Annotated in this window: 19 protein-coding genes; all 19 read left to right on the forward strand. The window is 34.2% G+C overall.

The genetic code is table 11. The features are described 5' to 3' along the window. Positions 1–33 precede the first annotated feature (33 nt). The 19 genes from L659_RS0109530 to L659_RS0109620 all read left to right on the forward strand — a co-directional run bounded on the left by L659_RS0109530 (position 34) and on the right by L659_RS0109620 (position 22,249). On the forward strand, positions 34–1,185 hold the full coding sequence (locus L659_RS0109530; RefSeq protein WP_024590380.1) for a VpsD family glycosyltransferase: 1,152 nt from the start codon (positions 34–36) through the stop codon (positions 1,183–1,185). Next, complete coding sequence (locus L659_RS0109535; RefSeq protein WP_024590381.1) at positions 1,185–2,597, forward strand: lipopolysaccharide biosynthesis protein; 1,413 nt, start codon at positions 1,185–1,187, stop codon at positions 2,595–2,597. The genes L659_RS0109530 and L659_RS0109535 overlap by 1 nt, the downstream gene beginning before the upstream one ends. After that, positions 2,594–3,817 (forward strand): VpsF family polysaccharide biosynthesis protein, encoded by a 1,224-nt coding sequence (locus L659_RS0109540; protein WP_024590382.1) that lies wholly within the window; start codon positions 2,594–2,596, stop codon positions 3,815–3,817. Before L659_RS0109535 ends, L659_RS0109540 begins: the two co-directional genes overlap by 4 nt. Before the next feature lie 81 nt (positions 3,818–3,898). Then, complete coding sequence (locus tag L659_RS0109545) at positions 3,899–4,993, forward strand: hypothetical protein (RefSeq protein WP_024590383.1); 1,095 nt, start codon at positions 3,899–3,901, stop codon at positions 4,991–4,993. Continuing rightward, positions 4,990–5,586, forward strand: coding sequence for a GNAT family N-acetyltransferase (locus tag L659_RS0109550; RefSeq protein ID WP_024590384.1), 597 nt, complete (start codon positions 4,990–4,992; stop codon positions 5,584–5,586). The genes L659_RS0109545 and L659_RS0109550 overlap by 4 nt, the downstream gene beginning before the upstream one ends. Beyond that, a complete protein-coding gene (locus L659_RS0109555; RefSeq protein WP_024590385.1) occupies positions 5,579–6,628 on the forward strand; it encodes a hypothetical protein in 1,050 nt (349 codons plus the stop codon). Before L659_RS0109550 ends, L659_RS0109555 begins: the two co-directional genes overlap by 8 nt. Continuing rightward, positions 6,622–7,977, forward strand: coding sequence for a phenylacetate--CoA ligase family protein (locus tag L659_RS0109560; RefSeq protein ID WP_024590386.1), 1,356 nt, complete (start codon positions 6,622–6,624; stop codon positions 7,975–7,977). The genes L659_RS0109555 and L659_RS0109560 overlap by 7 nt, the downstream gene beginning before the upstream one ends. Next, positions 7,961–9,043, forward strand: coding sequence for a glycosyltransferase family 4 protein (locus L659_RS0109565; RefSeq protein ID WP_024590387.1), 1,083 nt, complete (start codon positions 7,961–7,963; stop codon positions 9,041–9,043). The genes L659_RS0109560 and L659_RS0109565 overlap by 17 nt, the downstream gene beginning before the upstream one ends. 137 nt (positions 9,044–9,180) lie before the next feature. Beyond that, positions 9,181–9,940, forward strand: a protein-coding gene (locus L659_RS01000000122975; RefSeq protein ID WP_155945819.1) for an IS5 family transposase whose coding sequence is annotated in 2 segments (ribosomal slippage) — positions 9,181–9,530 and positions 9,529–9,940 — 762 coding nt in all. Because the reading frame shifts where the segments join, the coding sequence is not laid out codon by codon here. Between the two features lie 187 nt (positions 9,941–10,127). Continuing rightward, positions 10,128–11,246 (forward strand): sugar-transfer associated ATP-grasp domain-containing protein, encoded by a 1,119-nt coding sequence (locus L659_RS0109575; RefSeq protein ID WP_024590388.1) that lies wholly within the window; start codon positions 10,128–10,130, stop codon positions 11,244–11,246. 12 nt (positions 11,247–11,258) lie between these two features. Further along, positions 11,259–12,311 carry a glycosyltransferase family 4 protein gene (locus tag L659_RS0109580; RefSeq protein WP_024590389.1) on the forward strand — a complete coding sequence of 351 codons (1,053 nt, stop codon included), beginning with the start codon at positions 11,259–11,261 and terminating at the stop codon, positions 12,309–12,311. Further along, complete coding sequence (locus L659_RS0109585) at positions 12,308–13,486, forward strand: hypothetical protein (protein WP_024590390.1); 1,179 nt, start codon at positions 12,308–12,310, stop codon at positions 13,484–13,486. Before L659_RS0109580 ends, L659_RS0109585 begins: the two co-directional genes overlap by 4 nt. A 39-nt stretch (positions 13,487–13,525) precedes the next feature. Beyond that, on the forward strand, positions 13,526–14,284 hold the full coding sequence (locus tag L659_RS0109590; RefSeq protein WP_024590391.1) for a WecB/TagA/CpsF family glycosyltransferase: 759 nt from the start codon (positions 13,526–13,528) through the stop codon (positions 14,282–14,284). A gap of 1 nt (position 14,285) precedes the next feature. Beyond that, complete coding sequence (locus L659_RS0109595; protein ID WP_024590392.1) at positions 14,286–15,410, forward strand: sugar-transfer associated ATP-grasp domain-containing protein; 1,125 nt, start codon at positions 14,286–14,288, stop codon at positions 15,408–15,410. A gap of 776 nt (positions 15,411–16,186) precedes the next feature. Continuing rightward, positions 16,187–18,409, forward strand: a complete 2,223-nt coding sequence (locus L659_RS0109600; protein WP_024590393.1) for a choice-of-anchor A family protein — start codon at positions 16,187–16,189, stop codon at positions 18,407–18,409. 101 nt (positions 18,410–18,510) lie between these two features. Then, positions 18,511–18,909, forward strand: coding sequence for a hypothetical protein (locus tag L659_RS0109605; protein ID WP_024590394.1), 399 nt, complete (start codon positions 18,511–18,513; stop codon positions 18,907–18,909). A gap of 220 nt (positions 18,910–19,129) precedes the next feature. Further along, positions 19,130–20,533: an undecaprenyl-phosphate glucose phosphotransferase gene (locus tag L659_RS0109610; protein ID WP_024590395.1), complete on the forward strand. Its 1,404-nt coding sequence runs from the start codon at positions 19,130–19,132 to the stop codon at positions 20,531–20,533. Continuing rightward, entirely contained in the window at positions 20,517–21,731 is a 1,215-nt protein-coding gene (locus L659_RS0109615) for an outer membrane beta-barrel protein (RefSeq protein ID WP_024590396.1), read from the forward strand. The genes L659_RS0109610 and L659_RS0109615 overlap by 17 nt, the downstream gene beginning before the upstream one ends. After that, positions 21,731–22,249: a polysaccharide biosynthesis/export family protein gene (locus L659_RS0109620; protein ID WP_010554202.1), complete on the forward strand. Its 519-nt coding sequence runs from the start codon at positions 21,731–21,733 to the stop codon at positions 22,247–22,249. The genes L659_RS0109615 and L659_RS0109620 overlap by 1 nt, the downstream gene beginning before the upstream one ends. The last annotated feature ends 14 nt before the right edge of the window (positions 22,250–22,263 follow it).

Here is a 22,263-nt window from a genome sequence, read left to right on the forward strand (position 1 = left end):
GAAATTTAGTAGTATGTTTTATAAAGAAGAGCTATGCCTAAACAACATGTAGTATTGATTATGCCCCTCTCAACTTATGAGTGGGGTACAGAAAACTGTGGTGGAGTCGATAGTGTTTGCCAAATGTTTGCCGAATATTTGGTTAATCATTCTGACACTAGCTTTAAGTTTACTATCATTGGGCTTGATCCGCAGAGTAAAACATCCTACACAGGTGAAGTTATTAACTTAGCCGATAACGTGGATTTTATTTGGTTGCCAGCATCTAGTAAGCAAACTGGCTTAAAAATTCCAGGTATTCTTTGGCAAAATTGGCATATTCGTAAATTATTAAAATTACTCGAGCCAGATTTAGTTCATACGCATTTTTGGAGTTTATTAATTGGAAGCGGCTTTACAGGTAAAACAGTAGTTACAGTTCATAGTTATAAAAAAATAGCTCGTCGTAATGTTGGTTTTTTTAATAACTTTTTATATGAGAAAGTCATCCCACTAATTTTAAAAACAAGAAAAGACTTTGTAGTTGTCGTAGGTCAGCAGTTAGAGCAAGCACTATTTGCGGATGGCTTCAAACCGAAAATAATCCACAATCCAATTGATAAGGAATATTTTAAAGCTGACTATATAAAGCATCAGCGTAAAGAAATAAAGCTTGTGACCTGTGCATTATTAACACCAAGAAAGAAGATTGAAGATTCTATCGTTTTATTTAATAAATTAGTCAAAAGTGGTTTAGGGTCCTCTCTAACTATTATCGGGCCTGCTTCCGACAGATTATATACTGAGCAGCTTAAAAAACAGGTGACTTCTTTACGCTTACAAGGAAAAGTGAACTTTTTAGGTAAGCTAAACAAAAACCAAATTGTTGAGCAATACCTTGATGCTGATTTAGGTGTTTTTACTTCTAGCGAAGAGACTTTTGGCTTAGCCCCTTTAGAAATGCTAGCCGTTGGTTTGCCTCTAGTTGCTACTGAGGTTGGCATACTTGAAGATGAGAAAGCTTTCTTTGAAAAAATGGGGGTCTTATATTTCTCAGACTCGCTGAGCCCCGACAGAATTAATAATCTTGTTGTAAAGCATAACGTTGACTACTCGAAACGTGCTCTCGAAACTAAATTCAACATTAAATCGATTTTTAGCCAATATAGTAATTTATATGTAAGAATTTTAGATGAAGTACAATAATGCTTAAATCATTACTTAAATATGCGCCAGTACAAATTTTTGCAGCGAGCAGTGTTTTCGCCTTAATTAGCATACATACAAAGTTATTAACGACGACGGAATACGGTATGTTGGCACTAATGCTGCTCACTGTAGAAGTTGTTAGGGCAGTGGCTGCCCAGTGGGTTAATTCTAGTATGCTGCGTTTACTCCCTAGTAAAAAAGAAGAAGAGTATGAGCACTTTGCCGCTATAGCGACTTCAATCATTTTTTGCTGTACGTTACCTGCACTAGCATTAGTCATTTTAGGTTTGTATTTAACCGATTTATTAACGTTTTACACTTTTATAGCTACATTTTTACTATTTTTAACGAAAGCTTTTTATCTGTTCTATTTAGAATTAGCACGAGTTATGGAACGTTTAAATCAATATAGGATGGCTGTACTAACTCAGTCCATAATGTCTATTGTATTTACAGGAGGGTTGTTGTTTTTTTATCCTGATACATTGTCTGCACTGTGTGCCTTATTTTTAAGTTATATTGCTGCTGGTTCAATCGTATTTAAACCTTTAAAGCTTAGTATAAGTAAACTTAGAACTGCTGACGCTCAGGCTATTTTTTCATATGGTTTACCATTAATGGCAAGTGGGTTGGTAGCAGCCATATCAAGTCGGTTAGATCGTTACTTTATTGCAGATCATCTTAACTTAGCACAAACAGGTATTTACGCCGCTATTTCAAATATTTTACTTGGTATTGGTGCACTTATTTTTATGGTTGTAGCTTTACCTAGTTACCCTGAACTAACAAAAAAAATTAATAATAAGGCTGAATTATATAAAGCTCATGGCGAGTACTTAACTTTATTATGTTTAATTGCATTACCAGCATTAGTTGGTTTTTGTCTATTAGCAGAACCGATAATGCAACTATTACTTAGTGAAGAATACTTATCGCAAGGTTCAACAATCATTTATATTTTATGTGCAGGAGTGTTTGTTGTAAATTTAAAAGCACATTATATAGACCATGGTTTACAGTTTTCCTTAAATACCAAGTACCTCCCAAAAATTAGTGTTTTTTCTTTAGTCGTTAACCTTACTTTATTAATTACCTTAATACCTCTTTACGGTTTAATCGGCGCTGCAAGTGCTTTTTTAATCGCGAGTCTGATCTCATTTAGCGTGGCTTTATTTTTATCTATTAAAAAAGGATATAGGTACTCTGTACCACTGCAGGTATATAAAATTATTATTTCAACGATATGCATGGCGATCTTTTTACCTGAGCTTCGTGTCTATAATTTTTTAGTAATGGATATACCGATTTTAAATATTATTTTTGATGTAATTATTGGTATATGTATATTTTCACTTATACTCATGCTGCTTAACTACAAAAAATGCAAAATATGGATGTTAAATAAATGAGTAGCCAAACTATATATAGGGCAATATTTTTTGTTTTTATAGCTTCTTTTATATTAGGCGGGTATTTGTTAGAAAATCTAGGTATAAAATATGTGTCGGAAGGTGGGAATCCTTTAGTTAAAATACATATATCAACATATATTTTAATACTAACCTTCACTTTTTTTACTTTAAGAAAGGGTTTTTTTTCACCTTTAAAAAATCTTAAAGAACTTAGAAGTGCCTGGCTTATAAGTGTATTAAGTATTGTTATGGTTATAATCTATGGTTTATTTAGGTTTGGTACATCAGGTATGGCTTATTTAGTTGACACTATGGCTGCCCCGCTGTTAGCTATTTATTTATTAAGTCAGTTAAGTCATATTTATAAAAATAAGCTATTAAGATTGCTGGCATATCTACTCTTTGTAAATTCATTAATAGCTATTTTAGAATTTATATTAGGTAGTACACTACTATCAGTTGAATTCTCAAATTTTAGCTATTTTAGATCTTCGGCTTTGCTTACTCATCCTCTTAATAATGCTCTAATTACTGCTGCGCTTGCGCCCGTACTGATGCGTCACACTCGTATCCCTTATTTAATTTACTTTACGGTTGTTATTATGGCTCTATTTGCCTTTGGTGGAAGAGGAGCAACTGGAATGTTTCTGTTAGGTATGTTTTTACTTTTAATACCAAAGGTCCCGTCCTTTATTTCAAACGGTATTAAAATCTCTAGGATACGTTTTGCTGTAATTCAGGCTCTCGCTTTTTTTGTATCCATTTTTACAATATTAGTAATCACTTTCACTCCAATTGGATCCCGTATACTTAGTAAGCTTCATATCGATGGCAGTGCTCAGGCTCGGTTTGATGTGTTTATTATCCTTGAGCAATTAAATTTGGCAGAGTGGCTTTTTGGTGCTTCACTTTCAATAATGGAAAATATTAAATTTTATATTGGTATTAATACCATAGAAAATTACATTATTGGTTGGATATTAAGCTTTGGATTAATTGCAACTATTTTACTCCTAATTACTTGTTATAGTACCTCAGTTAAAATAGCACTCAGAGGCAACAGTCAATCAAAAGTGGCACTGTTCGTTTTACTTGGGGCTTCGGTTACCAATAATGCGCTAACAACAAAAACCCCAGTACTTCTATTCTTTATTTCTTGTTTATACTTGATTTATTCCATGGAAAAAAACGATGATAAGAACATAGAAGATGAGTGATTTATGTATTGTATATTGCGTTGCTAGAATTAGTTTTTATAAAGTTATTTATCATCATTTAAGAATAAGTCGAGGTTAGTTGTGGGTGCAATAATTTTAGGGTCGGGGCCTCAAGCTCTTTATGTTCTCAGGCTGTTAGTAAGAGAAGGTAAAAACGTAATGTTAATTTCTTTGGATGAGAAAATTGCTTTTCATTCGAAGTTCGGTAAAAAGCTATGTATAAAAGAGCCCCTTGAGCTAGTAAAAAAGCTCAAGTCGATTAGTTGTGAGTTTAGCGAAATTCACATCTGCGGTGGTAAAGAGTTACAAGCTATTGTTGATAATGGGCAAGAGTTAGTTCCATTATATGATATTTATCCTAAGCCACTTGATTTAATAACGGTATTTTCAAAAAAAGATACAACGTACAATTTTTTTGAAGAAATAAGCATCAAATATCCAAAGAGTTATGAGCCTACTTCTCTATATGACAGTGGGAAGTTACCAAATGCAATATTAGTTAAGTGGAATCAGGACATCCTTCATATCACTAGTGATGCAAATTTTAAAACAAAAATTTTTGATAGATTCAGTGATTTTGAAAAATTTTATAGAAGTGTAAGTAAAGAAACTCTTAGTTATTTGATTTTTCAAGACTATATTAGTGGTGAAGAAGACTCTAATATTTCATTACAGCTTTCCACCTCAAAAGATCAGGTTGCATATCTTCTAACTAGAAAATGTAGAATATCAAAAAATGGTTTTGGTTCCTATGCGGAAGAATTTGAACCAGGTTCTAAATTTACCGACAATATATTTAACCCAATAATTGAGCTTCTAAAAAAATTCAATTATGTCGGTTTAATCGAAATAGAGTTTAAAGAATGTGATCAAACAGGAACATACTTTTTGATTGAAGCAAATTCAAGGCCATGCGGCTTAATGAGTGCTTTAGGTAGCAAATATACTAACCCAGTAAAGTTACTATACGGGCAAGCAGAGGAAGGTGAGCGTTTAAATACAATTATAAAATGGTCATCGCTCTTAAGAGACATTCAATCATGTATGATCTTATTCACTAAAAGTAAATCATTTAAAAAGTATTTTAAGGATAACTTGTCAATTTTTAGATCAAATAGTACCGACATATTCGATTTGAAAGATTTAAAACCATTTTTTATGCAGGTAAAAAAATGATTATTAGAGCTTTGAAACGATGTAAGAGTGATGGTTTTTATAATGTTGTTATATTATTTTTGAAAAAGGTAACAGGCTTTTTTTATAGAAAAACAAGTACATTAGGTTTTGAATTAAATATCAGAGAATTTGAAATTGAAAAATTTGAAACCGTGGATATAAACGAAATAGACAAACCAATTGACATCTTACATTTATCAAAGACTGATATTACAAATGCTTTAGTAAATGAAAGTGAGTGTTTCATCGCAAAAATGAACGATGAAATTGCAGGCTTTACTTTTTTAACTTTTGGTAGAAAGGAAATAGCTGGTTTTGGAGAAGTTTTACTTAGTGCTAATAACTCTGCTTGGATTGGTCCTGTTTTTGTTGATAAAAAATACAGAGGCAAAGGCATAAATAAAGCAATGATATTTTTTGCAATTGTTAAATGTAAAACAAAGGGAGTTTCTAAAATTGTTACTTCTATAAATGCACAGAATTCATCATCAATAGCCTCTTTTACTAAAACGGGGTTTAAACAGGTATCAGAGGTTAAAACTTTAATGATACTTGGTAAAAGATTTGAGCTTTCAAGGGAAATTAATGACTAATATTGTAACAATTGACTACGAGTTATTTGGAAGTGGCAAGGGATGTGTATTTAAGCATCTAGTTAATCCTACTTATAAAATGCTGGAGGCATTCGATAAGCAGGGGACTAAGGCTACTTTTTTTATTGAAATACTAGAAGTTGAAAAAATTATAGGATTAAAAGAATTATTTCCAGAATATAGTAAGGAATATCTAGGTGCAGTTGCAATTGAAAAGCAAATTTCTGAACTAATAAAGTATGGTCATGATATTCAGCTCCACTTACATCCGCAATGGTACAATGCAGAGTACTTTAATGGTGAGTGGAAATTAAATCATCAATGGTGGAGCTTTTCTGACCTACCTGAACGTTCAAGGGCTGATTCTCCAGGGAAATATGAACTTTTAGCTTTAGGTAAAAAAATGCTAGAAAAGCGTGTTAGGTACGTTGACCCAAGCTATTCTTGCACAATATTCCGTGCCGGTGGTTACAATGTTGGCAATTCACACGAAAGTGTAAATGCATTATTAGAGAATAATATCTATTGCGATTCCTCTGTTTGTCCTGGTTTTTTTTCTAATAGCCTCTCAAATTATGATTTTACAATGGCACCTAGTGACCTGCCTTATTGGTATTGCGATGAATCAATAGTTGTACCTAGTAATAAAGGCTCAAGGAAGAGATTGCTAGAGCTACCATTACTGACAATCAGTGTAAATAAACTACAAAGATTCAGCATTGCTAGGGTATTTTCTACTATAAAAAACCGCCACTATAAAGGTGTACCATACTGTCATAATAGAGAAGATAAGGGTGCGAAAAACATTTTACAGCTTAAAAATAGTAATTTTGATATGTGTTTATCTAGTTCAATGGAACTTTCTCGTTTCAAAATCGAAATTAAACAAAGACGTATCAAAGACTCTAATTACCCGTTAGTACTCATTGCCCATCCTAAGGATTTGAACTTCTTTAGCCCCTTATCTAAAGTACTTTCGCAATTTAATAGTTTTATGACGCTTAAAGAATACACTGAAAAAATGGACTTAGTGGAATGTTAAACAGCAAAATATATAAAATGACACCAATATTTATCCAAAATTGTATTTTAACAATACGTGGATTTATTCGTGTTAAATTAAAGAAAAATACCTTTTCAGAAGAGACTCTATGCATTATTCATGAAAATGAACGATCAGCTGATAAATTACAATCTTATTCCGGTGCGATGCTTAAATCTTGCATTGATAATGCTCTAAATAATGTTGATTTTTATAAAGAACATCTATCATCAGAGAAATGTATTAATAGCTTTCCTATTATAGATAAAAGCGTTGTTCGGAGTAACCCCAGTGCTTTTATCTCTGATGTCAAACCTAAAGTAGTGATTAGTGGTGCCACTAGTGGAACAACAGGAAGTCCTCTGACTATATATCAAGATTTAATGGCAGTGAATAGAGAACAAGCTTTTTTTGATCGCCAGCGCGAATGGGCCGGTTATAAAAAAGGAGATAAAAGAGCATGGATCCGTGGTGACATGGTTGTACCTTTTACCCAAAAGAAAGCGCCTTTTTGGCGTTATTCTTATTTTGAAGATATGATTTTGTTATCCTCATTCCACATTTCCGCAAATACAATACCTGGTTATATAAATGCCATGTTCGATTTTGGTGTTGATATTATACAAGCTTATCCATCATCCATAACTGCCTTAGCAAGATATTTAGAGTTAGTCGATAGCTATTATCCCGGTAAAATAAAATCTATATTAACTTCCTCTGAGTCTTTGTCTGATGAAGATCGTCTATTAATCGAAACTAGATTTCAATGTAAAGTATTCGATTGGTATGGTTTATTTGAACGAGTAGCTGCGATCGGACAGTGTGAGAATGGAAGTTATCACCTTTTGACCGATTATTCCCATGTAGAATTAATACCTGTTGATGAATCAGGACGTCACGAAATTGTTGGTACTAATTTTAATAACCATTACTTTCCATTGATAAGATATAGAACAGGTGATCATGTTTATTTATCTGATGAAGAGTCATGTCCTTGTGGCAGAGTATTCCCTATTATAGAAAAAATTGAAGGAAGAATAGGAGATTTTTTAATAGGCGAAGATGGCCAAAAAATTCACATCTTAAATCACATACCCAAAGGTGTAGTTGGATTGCTCGGATGTCAATTTCACCAGGAGTCGCTTGGGACTGTCCATGTCCTTGTTATGGTAGATGAAATGATTTTTGGTGAAAATGAACGTATTATATTGATTGAAAATACTAAAGAACGCTTGGGACAAACCATAGATGTAACTATTGAAGTAGTTAAAAGTATTCAGCGAACAAAAAGTGGCAAAATGCGACAAGCTATTTGTAATATTAGGGATAAAAGTGAAGAAAAAAATTAATCTAATGATCGGGCCAAAACGTGAAGGTCAAGGTGGTATTTCAACTGTTATTAACAGCTATTGTGAAATGGGTTTTATAGATGAAAATAATATTAAATTAGTTTCAGTAAATAAACCAGGTGTTAGCAATTTTTTGATGAAGCTGTTTTTTGCTTTATCCATTACAAAAATTATTTTTTTACTACTATTTTTTAAGGTTGAAATCGCCCATATGCATATGGCTTCTAGAGGGAGCTATAGTCGAAAGTCTTTTCTAATAAGGTTGTTAAAGTATTTTCGTGTAAAGGTGATATTGCATTTACATGGTGCTGAATTTAGAGATTTTTATTCAAGCGAGTGCTCACAAGATAAACAGCAACATATCAGAAATACATTTATGATGGTAGATAAAGTACTTGTATTATCGAGCCAATGGTTAAAATGGGCAGCTGAAACGTTTCCATCTACTCAGCATTTTCAAGTTTTATATAACTCTGTAATTCCCATTTCAAATGATGGTTGTGATTCTCAGTGTGGGAAAGTAGTTTTTCTTGGTCGTATTGGTGAGCGAAAAGGGACTGGAGATTTGATCCGAGCATTTCAAAAAGTGAAAATTTCATGCCCTAATGCTCAGTTAGAGTTAGCAGGTGATGGCGATATTGAAAAATTTACTGAGTTAGCTTCTGAGCTTGAAGTTTTAGACTCAATTAAGTTTTTGGGTTGGGTTAGTGGAAATAAAAAATTATCTGTTTTAAAAACTGCTGATATATATTGCTTACCAAGCTATAACGAAGGTTTCCCGATGGGGGTTATTGAAGCTATGTCTGCCGGTGTTTGTGTAGTTTCGACATATGCGGGAGGTATACCAGATGCTATTGAATCGGGTAAAGATGGTTTATTAGTAAATGCGGGTGATATTGAAGCCTTAGCGCAGGCGATAATTAATTTGATACAGGATCGAGAACTAAATAGAAAATTAGTTGAAGTTGGGAAGATAAAATTTGAAGAACATTTTTCTCAGCAGGCTATCCTTCCTCAACTACAGTTAATTTATAATATTTTACAAAATAAAGTAGGGCTGTTTTAATTATGGCAAAGCTGTTATGCAGTTCGACTTAAATTAATATGCCTTACTAGAGTGTGTTGATCTTTTCGGTATGAAAAACAAACAGCATTAGGATAAGGTATAATTGAATTCGCTAAAAAATGTTACACCGAATCCTCATGCCAAGATTGATGTTAACAGACGCGACATGGAATATCTTATCAAAAGTAATGTACTTAAGTGGTCGAATTTATAATAAGCCTGAGCATAGAGAAACGCTCGAAGGCATATTGTATAAGATGCGTATCGGTATTCCTCGGCGAGATTTACCGTCTTATTTAGGCTCGTGGAGTGCTATCTATAGACGATTTAATTTATGGTCCAAAAAAGATATTTTGAATGAATTAATTCGTGTGTTATCCCACTATGCTTATATGGATTGGATCTTTATTGATGGCAGTATTGTTAGGGTTCATCAGCATAGTTGCGGTGCAAGAGCCGCTGATAATGAGTCAATCGGTAAGAGTAGGGGGCAATTCTACTAAAATTCATCCTGCAGTAGATAGCGGAGGATTGCCTGTTTATTATGAATTATCCTATGGAAATATGAATGATATCGTCCATGCAGATTCACTCGTAGCCAATTGCTCAACGAGTAATGTGGTTGTCGCAGATAAAGGCTACGATAGTGAAAATTTAAGAGATTTTATTCGTGATAATAGCGCTACACCCGTTATTCCACGGAAGGATAACAGTTTAGTGGGTAATGAATATATTGACTGGTGTATGTACAAATATAGGCATTTAGTTGAGAATGCCTTTGGTAGGATCAAACAATATAGAAGGATAGCCACAAGATATGAGAAGCTTGAACGAAACTATCATTCCATGCTCGCTTTAGCACTCACTATGATGTGGCTACCAATGTGGACTGATTGATATGTGTACTACAAAGATCAACAGCCCTAGTATGAATTTGATAAGTACAATTCGATTACTGTCTCTGTATAAGGAAAAATAGAGTTACTATTATATTCAGACGTGGTTTATAAAGCCTAAAAAATTATCTTATAAATACTACTTGCTTTTTAAAGCTTTACTGAGTTTTCAAATTACAGGAACTAATATGAGATGGGATTCAATAATAAAGCATAAGATTTTAGAAAAATTACGAAGTATTTATACTTTATGGTTTAAACAAAATTTTAAAGCTAATATGCTAAGGTATAAACAATCTACTACAAAGAAAGACAAAGCTGTTATAAGGTTCGAAATAAAATCTTTGAAAAAGTACTGGGGATGTTTTCCTTTGCAATATTTTAATCATGACTTTTACTCAACTAATTGCTCGCTTACCCTACATGAAATGAAAAAATTTATACCTAGTTATTATTTTTATAAGGTTATATTTCCGCAGTATGATGACTCTAAAGCATTACTTAATATTGTAGAAGATAAAATAGTAATGGATGTGTTGTTTGATGGAATGAACTTCCCAACGGCAAATGTCATAGCTAAGAAAAAGACTCACTACATTTTTAATTCAAAAGGTATTGTACTAAATAACGATAGTTTTGAAGAGTTATTAAGCTCCTCCCATAGTGCTAAGCTATTTATTAAACCTGCAAATGGGCGCGGGGGTAGCGGAATTTTAATTGCTAAAAAGCAAGACGATGTTTATAAAATTAAAGGCTCTGATTTAGAGTTAAACTTTGATTATGTGAGTAAGTTGAAAGGTGATTTTGTTATAGAAGAAGCTATTTCACAGCATTTGGATATCGAAGCCGTCTATGCTCACAGTGTAAATACACTTAGAGTTATTACAAAAAGAAATACTCAAGGGCAAGTAGAGATAATAGCTACAACGCTTAGGATGGGGTCGAAGGGGAGCGAAATAGACAATACATCTGCAGGAGGCCTTGTTATAGGTATTGATTTATTAACCGGTCACGCTTTTAGAGATTATGCGACACAAGAATATGGTTTAGAGCGTTTTTATGAACATCCAGACTCCGGTTTTAAATTTAAAAATTTAAAAATTCCTAATTGGTTAAATATTCAGAATGAAATATTAGAACTTGCTAATGAAAATATAATTTTGAATTTAACTGGCTGGGATATTGCTTTAACATCTACTGGAATTATAGTTATCGAGATAAATACATTGTTTGGTATTAATGGTTTACAGTCTGCACTAGGAGGCCTCGAAGCTAAGTTTAAAGAAAATTATAAGGTAAAACTATAAAGGAATATAAAATTGAAGAATAAAATTTTAGTTATAAGTGTTTCGAACAAGGGCGTTGGAGGTATTTCTAGCGTTGTTAGTACATTCAAGGAAAGTGACTATTTAAATGAAAAATTCAATATAAAATACTTTTCTACTCGAGAATCGGGTAGTAAATTGGTTCAATTAATAAGCTCACTTTTTTCATGTTTAAAATTTCCGTTTATAATTTTATTAAATGATTTTCAGGTTGCACATATTCATGGAGGTAGCGTTATTCGGAAAAGCTACTATGCATTGTGGCTTAAAGTATTCGGGATTCCCATGATTTACCAAAATCATGCGGCAGTACTTGATTTATATTATAAAAAAAGTAAGGGGATAAAACGTAAATATATAGACTATATTTTTGGTCTTTATGACCTTCGATTATGTTTAGGTAGTTATTGGAAGCAAACATTAGATCAGGTAATGGAGAAAAAGTGGGACGTACTATATAACCCTGTACCTGAGCTTAAAATTAAGAAAAATGGTCATGAAACATGTAACTTCATATTTATGGGAGAGCTTTCTGATCGTAAAGGAATCAAAGACTTGATAGTTGCATTTTCAACAGTTAAATATAGAAATGCGCGGCTTATGATAGCAGGAAATGGCGATATGGATTCCTTAAAAAGACTCAGTGAAGAATTGAATGTCACTGACAAAGTGACATTTTTAGGTTGGCTTGATAAAGAGCAAAAAATTGCCTTGTTAGCCCAGACTGATGTTGTAGTACTCCCGAGTTATGCTGAAGGCTTACCAATGAGCATTCTTGAAGCTATGTCGGTAGGCTTACCTGTTATAACAACTCCTGTTGGTGCAGTAGAAGATGCAATTACACATAATGTTCATGGCTTATTGGTGAAGCCTGGCAACATCGAACAGATTTCTGATGCGTTGAGTGATCTGGCGCAGAACTCAGATAAGCGGACTAAATTTGGCGAAGCAGCTAAGATTAAGTTTTTAGAGTGTTTTAAAGATGATGTGGTTGCACAAAGTTTATCGAATTACTATCAGCAATTAATTTTGAAGGCCGAGAAATGAGCAGTCGGGTCGATTTAATAACAAAAAAAATGTTTCTTATCGCTAAAAGCAATGACTATGCAGGGCAAGATCCATTTGATGGGCTCAATAGTAAGCTATTTGAGTTATTCCCTTATTTTAAAAAGGGGCTTGTAGGCCTAGCTTGGATTCAGTTACACAAACGCTCTGCAGTAAATTTAAGACCATTATGTGGGGTACAAAAAAAACGTAATCCTAAAGGAATTGGCTTATTTATTTTAGGTTTACTGGAAGACTATAAAGCCACCTATGATCAAGTGTACTTAGACGAAGCTATAAAATTAGCTGATTGGTTGCTCACCCAACAAAGCGATAAATCTATATGGCAGCATAGTTGTTGGGGATATCATTTTGACTGGAATGCACGCGCTTTTTTTGTGCCAAAGGGTAAGCCCAACGTTATTACTACTATTTATGTGGCACAAGCTTTATACGCATTAAGTGAAGTGACCGGCGGAAATAAATATAGAGAACCAGCGCTTGATAGTGCTCATTTTATTGTTAAAATTTTATACAAAGAAAGTGATGATAAACAGTTTTTTGGCTACATACCAGGTGAAAATACATTTGTACATAACGCAAGTCTATGGGGTGCTGCGTGGGTAGCAAAAGTGGCTACACTTACAAGCAATGAACATTATAAGCAGCTTGCTTTAAATGCTGCTCGTCAGTCAGCAAAAGATCAGGGAGCTGATGGCTCTTGGGTTTATGGCGCTCGCCATCATCATCAATTTATAGACGGTTTTCACACCGGCTACAATTTAGAAGCATTACGCTTATTAAGTGATGCTCTAAATACAGATGAATTTGAAGAGCCTATTAAGCTAGGATTGCAATATTATAAAGAGCACCTATTCGAAAAAGACGGTACCGCTAAATATTATAATAACAACCGTTATCCATTAGACATGCATAGTGTGTCGCAAGCTATTTTTACGTTATTAAAAGTAGGTAAAACAGTCGATGACTTTGCTATGGCTGAAAAAATAATAAATCGATCTATTGAAACACTGTATTTATCAAAAGAGCAGCGCTTTATTTATCAAAAAAATAAGCTTTTTACTAATAAAATAAACTACGTACGTTGGACCCAAGCGTGGGTTTATTATTCATTTGCTTACTTTCATAGTCAAAAACATAGTCAAAAAATTAGTTAACAAAGTAGAAGCTGAACCACTTTTAAAACGGATATAAAAATGAAACGAATTGAATTTCTAAAAACGCCTATGGATATAGCAACAATGGAAGAAACAGTTTCTTTTATTGAAAATAGAATTGAGCAAAAGCAATTTTTGCAGCATGTTGTGGTTAATGTAGCCAAAATAGTTAATATGCAAAAAGATCTTGTTTTAGCTGATTCAGTTAAAGCGTGCGATTTAATAAATATTGATGGTATGGGTGTTGTATTTGGCGCACGTTTTTTAGGGCACAATGTACCAGAGCGTGTTGCTGGTGTTGATTTATTCCATGAGCTGTTAGCCATGAGTGCAAAGCGAGACTTCCCTGTTTTTTTACTCGGCGCTACCGAAGAGGTTGTAAGCAAAACAGTAGAAAAAGTAAAAGCACAAAACCCTAATTTAAACATCGCTGGATTCCATGATGGTTATTTCTTTGGAAATAAAGAGGGGGATAATGAGGAAGCTGTTGTTAATAAAATACGTGAATCAGGTGCAAAGTTATTATTTGTTGCAATTACCTCGCCTAAAAAAGAAAATTTTATTAATAAATGGCAAAACAAACTTGGTGTCGATTTTGTTATGGGGGTAGGCGGTACATTTGATGTGGTTGCCGGTAAAGTAAAACGTGCACCACAGTGGATGCAAAAAGCAGGGCTTGAATGGCTTTATAGAGTAATCCAAGAGCCTGGTAGGATGTGGAAGCGCTATTTAGAAACAAACTCAAGGTTTTTAATACTTTTATTAAGAGATAAATTTAAAGTTAAAAAAGGAAGTTAATATGTTAAATGTCATTAATAAAAGTAGGGTGGCCTACCTCTATAACGAATTTGTAGTGAAAATGCTTCGCGATAAGGAAAGAAAGCCATTATTACAACAAGTTAAAGAGCTGTACTTGTTAGCGTGGGCGATACAATATTGGCCTCATAATTATTTTAAATATGATGGATACAAAAAAGGCAAAAGCTTAGACGAAGTTAAGTTATATTCAACCGGGTTACTTTTTGCTGACTTTAGACGAGAACACTTGAATGATTGCAGGTATACAGTATTTGCCGATGATAAGTTTTTATTTCATAAGTTGATGGCTGATTCTAATATACGAACGGCCAAGTTAATAAATGTAATTTCCCATAACACATATAGAAATGAGTCAATAGACCTAAATGCTGAGAATGTTTTGGACTCCATTGTTGCGCGCGCGATTGTTATTAAACCTGTAATTGACTCATCTCAAGGCGCTGGTGTTAATGTAATTAATATTAATACCAATGCTTTAAAAAAATTTGAAATTTCGGGCGTTACTTATACCTCAGCAGAGTTATTAGAAAAAATATTCTCTGAATCGGCTTGCAGTTATTTAATTGAAGAAAAGATACAACAGCATTCATTTAATCAACGCCTTCATCCTGAGTCAGTAAATACAATAAGAGTGGATTCATTACTTTCAAAAACAGGTGAAGCGATTATCAATTCAGCCTATTTGCGCATTGGCAGGAATGGCCGTAAGGTCGATAATTGGTCTGGGAAATCTGGGGGGATAGGCGTTAATATTAATATTGAAACTGGAAAATTAAGTTCACTAGGTATCGACTATTGCAAGAATCTATATTCAGAGCCCCCAAATACAGGCGTTGCTTTTTCTGGTCTAACGGTTCCATATTGGGATGAAATTATTAATATTGTTAAAAAAGCAGCTTTACAGTTTCCAAACCTTAAATCATTGGGTTGGGATATTGCTTTGTCTGAAAATGGCCCTCTAATATTAGAGGTAAATGCCGATTACGATATTTTAGCTCAACAGACTTGCACGCAGGCTTTTGGTCAAAATACTGCATTTTATTCTGAGCTGATTAATTACAGTAAAAATACTAAATACCAAAAGCATTTTGCAATTAGTCGCTAATAATAGTAATACGATAAATTAATCTTAAATAGGATTTTATTTATAAAAAACATAGAACAATAGAGTTATATTTAAACATATACACTTAAATTTTATCTCTGAGGTATGTTGAGTGTTGCATCTAAACTAAAGTTATACTGTAAAAGGGCTAGGAATTATTTTTTATCTTGGCTCTACCTTGAATTTTCATCTTTATTGCATTTAGTATTTTCAATCTTCCTTCGCGCATATATTATTTGTTACCTTATTTGTTACCTTATTTGTTACCTTATTTGTTACCTTATTTGTTACCTTATTTGTTACCTTATTTGTTACCTTATTTGAGTTATTTACTTGCTCTAGAGGTGGTAATTTAGTCAGTTAATGTGGCAGGTATAGACATCAGCATCAAAAATAAAGAGGTAACTGTAATTAAGTGCCTATAACCCTTTATTGCTATTTAAATTTCTTCTTGATATTTCATAAAGTAATTTGATTTAGTTTATAAGGGGCTGTGAGAGTGTTTTTCCGCTTATTTAAGTAACTTGAATTAAACATTAGCTAATTCTTTAGTGCTTTATTTTGTGCTCTTTCCCCTCATTGCTCATTGACTATTGCTTTTCTTGTCGTTTAATCCTGTTGCTTGAGTGGGAAAGTAATCCTTTTGTAGTATTTTGTTTGTTTTAATCTTGTTTGTATATATAATCCCCTGAATTAGTTTTAGGAACAGTAATCATTAATAAAGGTTACTTTAAATTTGATGCATGATAATGCACTTTTTATTTTCGAGGGAAGAAATGATTAAATCATTAAATAAATATAAGAAATTAAGCGCAATTATTGCACTTACTTTAGCTAGCTCGCAAACATTAGCAGCAGACTTAGGTGTTGCAAATAACTTTTCTGCATTTGTATTTGACGAGTTTAAGTCTCATGTAGGCCGTGCTGATGGCGCTATTGCTGCTGGCGATATTAATTTAAAAGGTGTGTACAGTGTTGGCTATAATCGCCCATCGAGCCCTAATGAATATTACTTAATCAGCGAAACAGGCATTGAATTTGAGCGTGGTCGACAGTTTGTTGGTAGCATGTTTGCCGGTGGTGGTATTGACACCCATTGGAGTGTGCGCTGGGGCATGGAGCAAGGCTCGAGCATTAAAAGCCACCAAGATGAGTCTGCATTCCCGTTTAGCTTTGATGAGCAAGAAGAATACTATAAAAATTTAAGCTCAAAACTCAATCAGCTTGACGAAACAGGTATAGCTAAGTGGAAGTGGGGTGGGCTTTACCTAAAAGGTGATAGTACATCTGAAACTCAAGTATTTAATGTAGATGCTGAGCTATTTGCAAAAGCCCATACATTTAAGGTTCGTGGTATACCTAAAGGCGCTACTGTTATTTTTAATATAACAGGCGATCAAAATGTAAATGTAAATGTAAGAAGTAAAAGCTTTGCAAGGTTAAAAAAGCATGCTTCTACAACTGTATTCAATTTTGTTGATGCTCAAAATCTTAATATTAAAGGTAGCCGCTGGGAAGGCGTTATTTTAGCTCCTTATGCTGATATTAAAGCCTCTTTTGGTATTGCTGAAATGCCTGTGATAGGCCAGAGTTTTCGTGGTTCAATGGCGTTGTTAGGGGGCGAGTTTAAAGGTGTTCTACCACCTGTTGCTAAACCAATAGCACCGTTTGCAATGGAGTCTAAATGGCAATGGAGTTCTAGTGAGTTCTTATCTGAGTCTATCCAAGTGATTTCTACTCCTGTAGTGGCGCAATTAAATGATGACAATAATGATAATATAATCGACAGCAATGATATTGCTGACATTATTATAGTTTCTTTTTCTGGTTACGATCTTTCAAATGGTACTTTAAGAGCTCTCAGTGGCTTAGATGGTAAAGAGTTGTGGGCTTACGATAATGGAGGAGTTGCTGCTGACGCAAGGTATTCACCTGCTGTTGCTGATTTAGACGGTGATGGTCTGCTTGAAATAGTAGTTTCAAGTAGGTTCGATGATTTTATATCTGTTGTTGATAACAATGGGTTGATAAAAAAGAAGATCGAAAAAGCTAGCAGTAATTGGGATACTATAGGTGCAGCTGCTATTGCTGATATTAATAATGATGGTTTTCCAGAGTTTTCACTTGGAGATGCTGTTTATAATTATGATACTGGTTCTTCGTTTACTTCTAATTGGTCACCTTCGTCTATCTTTTTTGATTTCAACAGCGATGGTGCTCAAGAAGTATTAACTAGTGGATTACTTTATGATAATAACAATGCTACTTTATGGTCTTACTTAGATGAAGATCAAGTATGGTTTTCTGCAGTGGCAGATATTGATAACGATGAAAAACCAGAGATTATTTTGTCTATACCTGCAACAGCTGCGCTTTCAAACAAAAGCAAAGTAGTTGCTCTTGAAGATAACGGTAACGTTAAGTGGGAAATAAGTAACTCTGCAAACAGCGGTGGTGGTGTTCAAGCTATATCTAACTTTTTAGATAGTGGCGGTTTAGGTATTGTATTTGCAGGTTATAAAACTATTGACATGTATAATGCAGAGGGTGAGCTAGTTTGGTCGGTTGCTAATGATGATGAAGGAAGTGGCAAAATAGGTGTTAGTGCTTATGACTTTAATGGCGATGGTATTGATGAAGTAATAGTTCAAGAACACCTGACTGTTAGAGTTTTAAATGGCCGAAATGGTGACGTTTTATCATCTATAAATAATTCAACAGGCTCGTTATGGGAGTATCCAGTTGTGGTCGATTTAGAAGGTGATAATAACGCTGAAATGGTTGTTGTTTCTAATAACTTTAATTCTCGCTGGTCAATTAACAACGGTGTAACTGTATATGGCGCTGCTGATAGTAGTAAACCATGGAAAAATGCGACTAGAATATGGAATCAGCATTCTTACCATCAAACTAATATATCTCAAGATGGTCAAATTCCTAAAGTCGAAAAACCTAGTTGGTTAAATAATAATACATATCGCTCAAGTACAATTAAGTAAATATTTACTTTTTATTTAAAAAGCCAATTAAGTTTTAATTGGCTTTTTTTATTGTTTATATTATTAACATTTTGTATTTCAAAAATAAGTAGGATTTACGTTTGTCGAAATTAAAAGCAGATCCAGCTATACGCAGTTTACTAAATCGTATGCCTAGTAATGTGCAAGATAGCTTTACTGAAGAGCAGCTAGCTCATTTAAAAGTGGCTATAGGTGCAAGGCAGTGGGGTAAGCATGCTGTGGATTGCAGAGGTGTAATTAAGTTTTTTAAATACAGATACTATTTTGTTTTACTGGCTGGTCGTAACAGAAGAGAACTTAGTAAAAAAGAGCAAAAAATAGCAGCTATATCGCAGGCAATCACTATATCTATGTTTAGTTTTTTTGTTATTACAATTTTGCTGCTTATTATTTATTTAGTTAAGTCGGCTTTAGGTATTGATATATTTAGTAATTACTCTTTTGGGGTATGGGCTTGGTTTAAAGATTTGTTTAAATAAAAATAAGATGCTTCTGTTTGGAGGTGGTTTATAAATGTTTATGTAAGTTTATATTTGTTTTGTTTTGTGTAAGTTCCTCGCTACTTAAAGACATTTTACATAATATTACTATATATAAAGTCATCCTTAATGTTGAATACTTTAGTATGATACTGTAACATTTGCCGCACAGTTTTGTGGAGCTTATTTCACTTTTAAGATATCTATAGGGATACATAGTATGACATCTTCAAGGACGTTTAAGCCTAATGGCTCGTCTGATGCAAATTTTTATCGATTATTCGATATTTTTGCATTGTTTTTAGCCTTTCAGTGCTCGGCTTTGTTCTATAGCTTTGAGCTCACTCCTATTTATATGGTTTCGGTTTTAACCGTTGCTTTAAGCTTTTTATACTGTGCTGAAATATTCTCCGCTTATCGCTCTTGGCGTGCTGGTAAATTTAGAACTATGGTGCTTTGTGCTTGGGGCTCCTTATTTGCTGCATTTTCTGTTTTATTAGTTATATCGTTTGCATTTAAGTTTACTGAGTCGCTTTCGCGTATTGGTCTGGGTTTGTGGTTTTTGTTAAGCGTAACTTTTTTATATGCTTGGCGCCTTGCTGCATACTTATTTAAAAGAAGTAGACGTAAACTAGGGTTAAATTTACGCAATGTTGCCATTGTTGGGGCTACCGAGTCAGCAGTACATTTATATAACGAGATTACTAAAAATGACGAACTTGGCTTTAAGTTTTTAGGTTTTTATGATGACAGGCAACCAGAGCGACTTTTTGAAAACTCAACAAAACATGATGTTGCAGGACGTATTCAAGATGCTGTTAATGCAGCGCGTAATGGTGAAATAGGTGTGTTGTATATTGCATTGCCAATGAAGGCTGATAAACGCATTGCCGATATTTTATTACAGTTAGGTGATACAACGGTTGATGTGCATATAATTCCTGACTTTTTAATATCTAACTTAATACATGCTCGTATTGAGCATGTGGGGGATGTTGACACATTAAGTGTGTTTGAATCACCGTTTATAGGTGCTCGTGAATTTATAAAGCGTACTGAAGATATAATTGTTGCCTCTATTATTTTAATGCTGATTTCTCCAGTACTTGTTGCAATTGCGTTTGCTGTTAAATTCACCTCAAAAGGCCCTGTGATTTTTAAGCAAGACCGGTACGGGCTTGATGGACGTAAAATTAAAGTATGGAAGTTTCGTTCAATGAGTGTTACAGAAAACAGTGCAGTGGTAACGCAAGCCACAAAAAATGATGTGCGTATTACACCTTTAGGTGGCTTTTTACGCCGCACAAGCCTTGACGAGTTACCGCAATTTATAAATGTTTTAAAAGGCGATATGTCGATAGTTGGGCCAAGGCCTCATGCGGTTGCCCATAATGAGGAATACCGTAAAAAAGTAGAGTTTTATATGTTTAGGCATAAAGCAAAGCCAGGTATAACAGGCTGGGCTCAAATTAACGGATGGCGCGGCGAAACTGATACGCTGAACAAAATGGAAAAACGTGTTGAATTTGACTTACATTATATTAAGCACTGGTCGTTATGGTTTGATATAAAAATTATTTTTATGACAATTTTTAAAGGATTTAAGAATGCGAATGCATACTAAAACACTTGCACCTATATTTGCTTTGTTAAGTGTAGGGGTCGCAGCACCTGCGGCTGCTAATTTAAAACCAGGTAGTTTTATAACTAAAGATGGCGCCGAAATTACGCCAACGTTACAAACGGGTATAAGCAGTAATAATAACTTTTTTAGTACGCCAGAAAATGAAGAGTCACGTACAATTTGGACCATTACCCCTAATATAAAGGCAGCTATTGAAGACGGCCCCGATAGTTACAACCTTGATTTAGGCACAAGTAGCTCTTTGCATAATAAGGAGAGCGTTGATAATTTTACCCAAGTAAATATTGGTGTTGGTGTACATAAAGAGTTTACCAGCCAGCATCGCCTAGATGTTAATGGTAAAGCCGACTGGCTTTATGAGCCGCGTGGCAGTGGTTTAACTGAGGGCCTTGGGGATGCAGTAAATGAGCTTGTAAAATACCAGCAGCAAAATATTACAGCACGCTATGAATATGGTGCGCAAAGCTCAAAAGCACAAGTTGCTTTAAACGCGGGTTTTTATAGTAAAAAATATCAAAATTTTAGAGCCGTGTCACAGTTTCGTGATTATGATAAATCGTTAGTTGGTATTACCGGTTATTACAATACTCAAGCTGCCACACGTACATTTTTAGAAGTTAAGCAAGAAAATTACCGTTACGATTTTTTAGCAAGTAGCGGCATATCACGTGACTCAGACGACGTAAAGGTGCTGCTTGGTATGGAGTGGGAAGCAACCGCGCTTACCTCAGGCTCATTTAAATTGGGTTATCAAAATAAAGATTTTAGTGCCAATGAACGTGAGAGTTTTAGCGGTTTAAGTTGGGAAGCTGGGGTTAACTGGCAGCCACTTAGTTATTCTACAGTGCAATTAACAACAAGTCGCTCAGCTAAAGATCCGCTAGTACAAGGCGATTATATTAAAGAAAGTTTTTACGGTATTAATTGGACACATAGCTGGAGCGATTATTTAAGTTCGCTTGTAGGAGTTACTTATATTGACGAGCAATACACAGGTGATATTGGCCGAAAAGATAAAACTAAAAGTGCACGCTTAGGTTTAAATTATATTGCGAGTAGATTTGGTATGGTTTCTACTTATGTCGATTTTATTGATAAAAATTCTACACAAAATGCAATTGAGTTCGATCGAGTAGTTGTAGGTGTTAATTTTACGTTTGCTTTAAAGGCTAACTAATGAAGTTTATTTTTAGTTTAACACTACTAATATTTAGTAGTGTTAGCTTTGCGCAAACAGCGCAAAGTTATGTAATTGGTGCTGGTGATAAGGTAGAAATAAAAGTATTTGGCCAACCCGATTTAGAGGTTACTGCACTTTTAGGTAATAGTGGGGAAGTTAATTATCCTTTTTTAGGTAAAGTTAAATTAGCTGGTCTTAACACTTCTGAAGTTGAACAAGTTATAACACAAGGTTTAAAACCTGATTATTTAGTAAATCCAAATATATATGTGCAGGTAATTGAATACCGACCTTTTTATATTCATGGTGAAGTTAAAGAGCCAGGCGCTTATCCTTATCAACCCGCAATGACAGTTAATCAAGCGATTGCGCTTGCCGGTGGTTTAACTGAGCGCGCCTCTATTGATAAAATATACATATTTAAAGAGCAAACTAAACAGCAGCAACAAAAAGGTAGTTTAAATAGCCAAATTGCAGCGGGCGATACCATAAAAATTGAACAACGGTTGTTTTAAGCAGTTTACAGGGC

The sequence above is a fragment of the Pseudoalteromonas sp. S8-8 genome (assembly GCF_000497875.1).
Lineage (GTDB): Bacteria > Pseudomonadota > Gammaproteobacteria > Enterobacterales > Alteromonadaceae > Pseudoalteromonas > Pseudoalteromonas arctica.

Bases quoted from the DNA above. Each gene is read 5' to 3' on its own strand.
- L659_RS0109530 (WP_024590380.1), top strand. From the start codon at position 34: ATGCCTAAACAACATGTAGTATTGATTATGCCCCTCTCAACTTATGAG.
- L659_RS0109535 (WP_024590381.1), top strand. From the start codon at position 1,185: ATGCTTAAATCATTACTTAAATATGCGCCAGTACAAATTTTTGCAGCG.
- L659_RS0109540 (WP_024590382.1), top strand. From the start codon at position 2,594: ATGAGTAGCCAAACTATATATAGGGCAATATTTTTTGTTTTTATAGCT.
- L659_RS0109550 (WP_024590384.1), top strand. From the start codon at position 4,990: ATGATTATTAGAGCTTTGAAACGATGTAAGAGTGATGGTTTTTATAAT.
- L659_RS0109555 (WP_024590385.1), top strand. From the start codon at position 5,579: ATGACTAATATTGTAACAATTGACTACGAGTTATTTGGAAGTGGCAAG.
- L659_RS0109560 (WP_024590386.1), top strand. From the start codon at position 6,622: ATGTTAAACAGCAAAATATATAAAATGACACCAATATTTATCCAAAAT.
- L659_RS0109575 (WP_024590388.1), top strand. From the start codon at position 10,128: ATGAGATGGGATTCAATAATAAAGCATAAGATTTTAGAAAAATTACGA.
- L659_RS0109585 (WP_024590390.1), top strand. From the start codon at position 12,308: ATGAGCAGTCGGGTCGATTTAATAACAAAAAAAATGTTTCTTATCGCT.
- L659_RS0109590 (WP_024590391.1), top strand. From the start codon at position 13,526: ATGAAACGAATTGAATTTCTAAAAACGCCTATGGATATAGCAACAATG.
- L659_RS0109595 (WP_024590392.1), top strand. From the start codon at position 14,286: ATGTTAAATGTCATTAATAAAAGTAGGGTGGCCTACCTCTATAACGAA.
- L659_RS0109600 (WP_024590393.1), top strand. From the start codon at position 16,187: ATGATTAAATCATTAAATAAATATAAGAAATTAAGCGCAATTATTGCA.
- L659_RS0109610 (WP_024590395.1), top strand. From the start codon at position 19,130: ATGACATCTTCAAGGACGTTTAAGCCTAATGGCTCGTCTGATGCAAAT.
- L659_RS0109615 (WP_024590396.1), top strand. From the start codon at position 20,517: ATGCGAATGCATACTAAAACACTTGCACCTATATTTGCTTTGTTAAGT.
- L659_RS0109620 (WP_010554202.1), top strand. From the start codon at position 21,731: ATGAAGTTTATTTTTAGTTTAACACTACTAATATTTAGTAGTGTTAGC.